This window comes from Paenibacillus sp. J2R1T-4 (assembly GCF_059692235.1).
The window spans coordinates 1-3616 of record NZ_JCAUBA010000045.1 but is presented as its reverse complement, the minus strand read 5'-3'; the positions used below and the strand labels follow the sequence as shown (position 1 = coordinate 3616).

The window sequence follows — 3616 nt, the reverse complement described above, 5'->3', positions numbered from 1 at the left end:
GCGGATCAGCTTGAAATATTGCACCAATACAGAAAAAATTTCGAGCTTGTGTTCGAACAGATTTACAGCAAGGCAAACGAATACATCATTGATAAAAATTTCAATGCGGTAAACGCCACGGCATCCGTATACAGTAGCGCTGCTGTCGGCCATACCGGTACCAAACTTAGATAATAAGCAGGAACGCATCGTGCTGACGGGTGATGTTCCGAGCCCGGTTGATCCGCCGAAAGGATGCCGGTTTCATCCGCGCTGCTGGAAGTGCCAGGACATTTGCCGGACGGAAATGCCCACGCTGCTTAAGGTAGCGGGGACGGAGGACCATTATGTGTCCTGCCATTTGGTCGACACAGTAGCAGAAGCAAATGACGTACCGGCGCTTAAGGTGCAAGCCTAGTTCTTGTGCCACTTCAATAGCTAACGGACGAACGAGTCTTTATAGCGCATCACCGTTATGACATTTCATGGCACTAAGTGCTGACTAACGAAGCAAGTTCAGGAGGAGACCGTCATGAGTACGAAGAAACAAGAACCGTTGCGAATCGGCAACCGTGTGGAAATGTTTGTCGACAATTTTTTGATCGACCGGATGGAGAAAGCGTACCTGAAACTGAATCCGCCCAAGCGCGAAGAAATCGTGCTGCGAATGGAGAAGCCGTGGGAAGGACTTGGCAGCGGGGTATACTCTTGCGTGTTCAAGCATGACGACAAATACAGAATGTATTATCGCGGTACGTTCGACATGAGCTCGGATAAGTCGCATGGCCAGTCGTGCTGCTATGCCGAGAGCGATGACGGCATTCACTGGGTACGCCCTGATCTTGGCATTCATGAGTTCGAAGGTTCGATGAACAACAACATTGTTATGCTTGGCTCCATCGCGCATAATTTCAGTCCGTTCGTCGATGAGCGCCCGGGCTGTCCGCCCGAGGAAAAGTACAAAGCTGTGGCCGGATATGCGCCGGAAGGACTGTTCGGCTTTGTTTCGGAGAATGGCCTGTACTTCAAGCCGTTCCAAGAGGAACCGATCATTAAGAAAGGCGCTTTCGACTCGCACAACCTGGTCTTCTGGGACCCGAACAAACAGAGTTATGTCTGTTATTCCCGCTATTTCTCTTCAATCCAATCTTCCAACATCGAAGCGCCTGAGGATTCAGCGATTTTCCTCGGCGTCCGGGCAATCCAGAACAATTCGTCGGACGATTTCAAGAACTGGACCCTACCGCAGCCTAACGTTTACGATAAGAACGTACCGCTTGAGCACTTCTATACAAACGCAACGTTTCCGTGTCCGGGTGCCGAACACATCTACCTCAGCTTCCCGATGCGCTTTTTACCGGAACGACAAAAAATAGCGGAACACGCCAAGGTAGGGGTGTCCGATAACGTGATGATGTCGAGCCGGGACGGATTCAAGTGGGATCGCCCGTTCCTTGAAGCATGGATGCGTCCGGGACTTGACCAGAGAAACTGGACGCAACGCAGTTTGATGCCGGCATGGGGGATCGTGGAAACGTCGCCTGAAGAGTTCTCGATGTATATCAATGAGCACCAGCAATGGGATGACAGCTACGTTCGTCGTGTCACCATTCCGCGTCACCGGTTCGCTTCGGTACATGGCGACTACTCAGGCGCTGTCTTCACGACGAAGCCATTCGTGGTCGAGGGCGATGCGCTTTATCTCAACTACGCGACATCCGCGCCGGGTTCGGTTCGTGTTGGCATCATCGACGATACAGGTTGGCCGGCCGCTTATTTCAGCACCGAGGACTGCGATGTCATCTACGGCGACGAACTCGAATGTAAAGTGACGTGGCGCGGCAATTCCAATCTGGCGAAATTTGCCGGCAAGCCGATTCGCCTCAAGTTCGAGCTGAAGGACGCCGATATTTACGCCTTGCGTTTCGGAAACTGATAAGTATATGCTTCCGATGCCGGATTTTTGCTGGCGCAAAAACTTTTAGGAGGAACCGAGATGTCTCAAGCCGTAGCGATCGGAACCCGGCTCGAGCTGCTGCTCGACCGGCATCTGATCGAAAGTTTGGATAATGCCAAGCTGCAACTGAATCATCCGGTACGCAAGGAAATCGCCCTGCCGATGGACAGCCCTTGGGAGGGCATCGGCAGCGGCGTTTATTCCTGTGTATTTCGGGATGGCGGCAAAATAAGGATGTACTATCGCGCGACAAGCGGCTTGCTGAGCGACGAAGACGAGACCCAGTATTGCTGCTATGCCGAAAGCGAAGATGGCATCCGTTGGGCGCGTCCCGATCTGGGGATTGCGCTGCAAGACCTTTTCCCTGGCAACAATATCGTCATGGCAGGACATTTATCACACGATTTCAGCCCTTTCCTCGATACGAATCCGGATTGCCCTCTTAATCAGCGCTATAAGGCGATTGCGGGAAATTGGAATGAAGGGCTGTTCGGGTTTGTTTCCGCCGACGGCTTGCATTGGGAGCTGATCCAGGAGGAGCCGCTCATTACCGACGGCAACTTCGATTCGCACAATTTGGCGTTTTGGGATGAAGGCAAGCGGCGCTACATATGCTACTCCCGGTATTTTCGCAAGCAATCGCCGGGTGAGGCGGAGTTTACCGGCGTCCGGTGTATCCAGAGCAGCGAGTCGGCCGACTTTCTGCACTGGGGGCCGCAGCGACCCAACGTGTACGACGAAGCGGCGCCGCTTGAGCATTTCTACACGAATGCGACGATGCTGTGTCCCGGCGCGGAGCATGTGTATTTGTCCTTTCCGATGCGGTTTATGCCGGAACGAAATAAAATCAAAGATTTCCCAAAGGTAGGTGTTTCTGATAACGTCATCCTGTCGAGCCGCGACGGCTTGCATTGGGACCGCGAATTTCTCGAAGCGTGGGCGAAGCCGGGGCGCAATCCGCGCAATTGGACCGAACGCAGCCACATCGTCGCACGCGGAATCATCGACACTTCGCCGGAGGAGTTTTCTTTCTACTCGTGCGAGCATTACGAATGGGACGAGACGCACATTCGGCGTCTCACCATCCCCCGGCATCGTTTCGCTTCTGTTGGCGCTGGCTATAACGGGGGAAGTTTCGTCACGAAGCCGGTCGTGTTCGAGGGCGAGAGGCTCGTGCTCAATTATGCGACCTCTGCAGCCGGATCAGTATCCTTGCAACTGGAAGATGAAGTAGGCCAGCCGATTAACGGATTCACCTTCGCCGACTGCGAGGTGCTGTACGGTGACGAGCTGGATCATGCCGTCGTCTGGGGAGAAGCGAGAACGCTTGCCAAGTTGGCGGGGACGCCCGTGCGGATCCGCTTCATGCTGAAGGACGCCGACATCTACGCATTCCGTTTTGCGACTGAATAGATGATGCAGGGCAGGATCGAAATCAATTGATAGAAGGATGGACATGATGACGAACACGCAGTCAAAGCAATTGACCCGGTATCGTGCCGCAGTCATTGGACTCGGCAATATCGGTTTGCAGTACGATACTCCGCCAAAAGCGATGGCGCAAAGCCATTGGCCGGGGATATCTCGCATTTGAAGCTGACCATGCCGGCCGGCATTTACGGGGGGAACTAAACGATGAGCATCCAAAGCAGCTTCTCGCTGGAGGGCAAGGTTGCGTTA

3 protein-coding genes and 1 pseudogene are annotated in these 3616 nt (G+C 53.6%); all 4 read left to right on the top strand.

Translation table 11 applies throughout. From position 1 onward, the window contains the following. Nucleotides 1–124: 124 nt before the first annotated feature. A pseudogene (locus AC58QD_RS32440) lies at nt 125–397 on the top strand (oligopeptide/dipeptide ABC transporter ATP-binding protein); the annotation flags it as partial. 114 nt (nt 398–511) lie between these two features. Beyond that, the gene (locus AC58QD_RS32435) at nt 512–1915 is read left to right on the top strand and encodes a hypothetical protein (protein ID WP_497339195.1); all 1404 of its coding nucleotides are present in this window, start codon (nt 512–514) and stop codon (nt 1913–1915) included. A gap of 60 nt (nt 1916–1975) precedes the next feature. After that, nucleotides 1976–3349, top strand: coding sequence for a hypothetical protein (locus AC58QD_RS32430; RefSeq protein ID WP_497339194.1), 1374 nt, complete (start codon nt 1976–1978; stop codon nt 3347–3349). 43 nt (nt 3350–3392) lie between these two features. After that, the gene (locus AC58QD_RS32425; RefSeq protein WP_497339193.1) at nt 3393–3530 is read left to right on the top strand and encodes a hypothetical protein; all 138 of its coding nucleotides are present in this window, start codon (nt 3393–3395) and stop codon (nt 3528–3530) included. Nucleotides 3531–3616 lie beyond the last annotated feature (86 nt).

Coding starts and splice junctions, on each gene's coding strand:
- AC58QD_RS32435 (WP_497339195.1), top strand. CDS start 512: ATGAGTACGAAGAAACAAGAACCGTTGCGAATCGGCAACCGTGTGGAA.
- AC58QD_RS32430 (WP_497339194.1), top strand. CDS start 1,976: ATGTCTCAAGCCGTAGCGATCGGAACCCGGCTCGAGCTGCTGCTCGAC.
- AC58QD_RS32425 (WP_497339193.1), top strand. CDS start 3,393: ATGATGACGAACACGCAGTCAAAGCAATTGACCCGGTATCGTGCCGCA.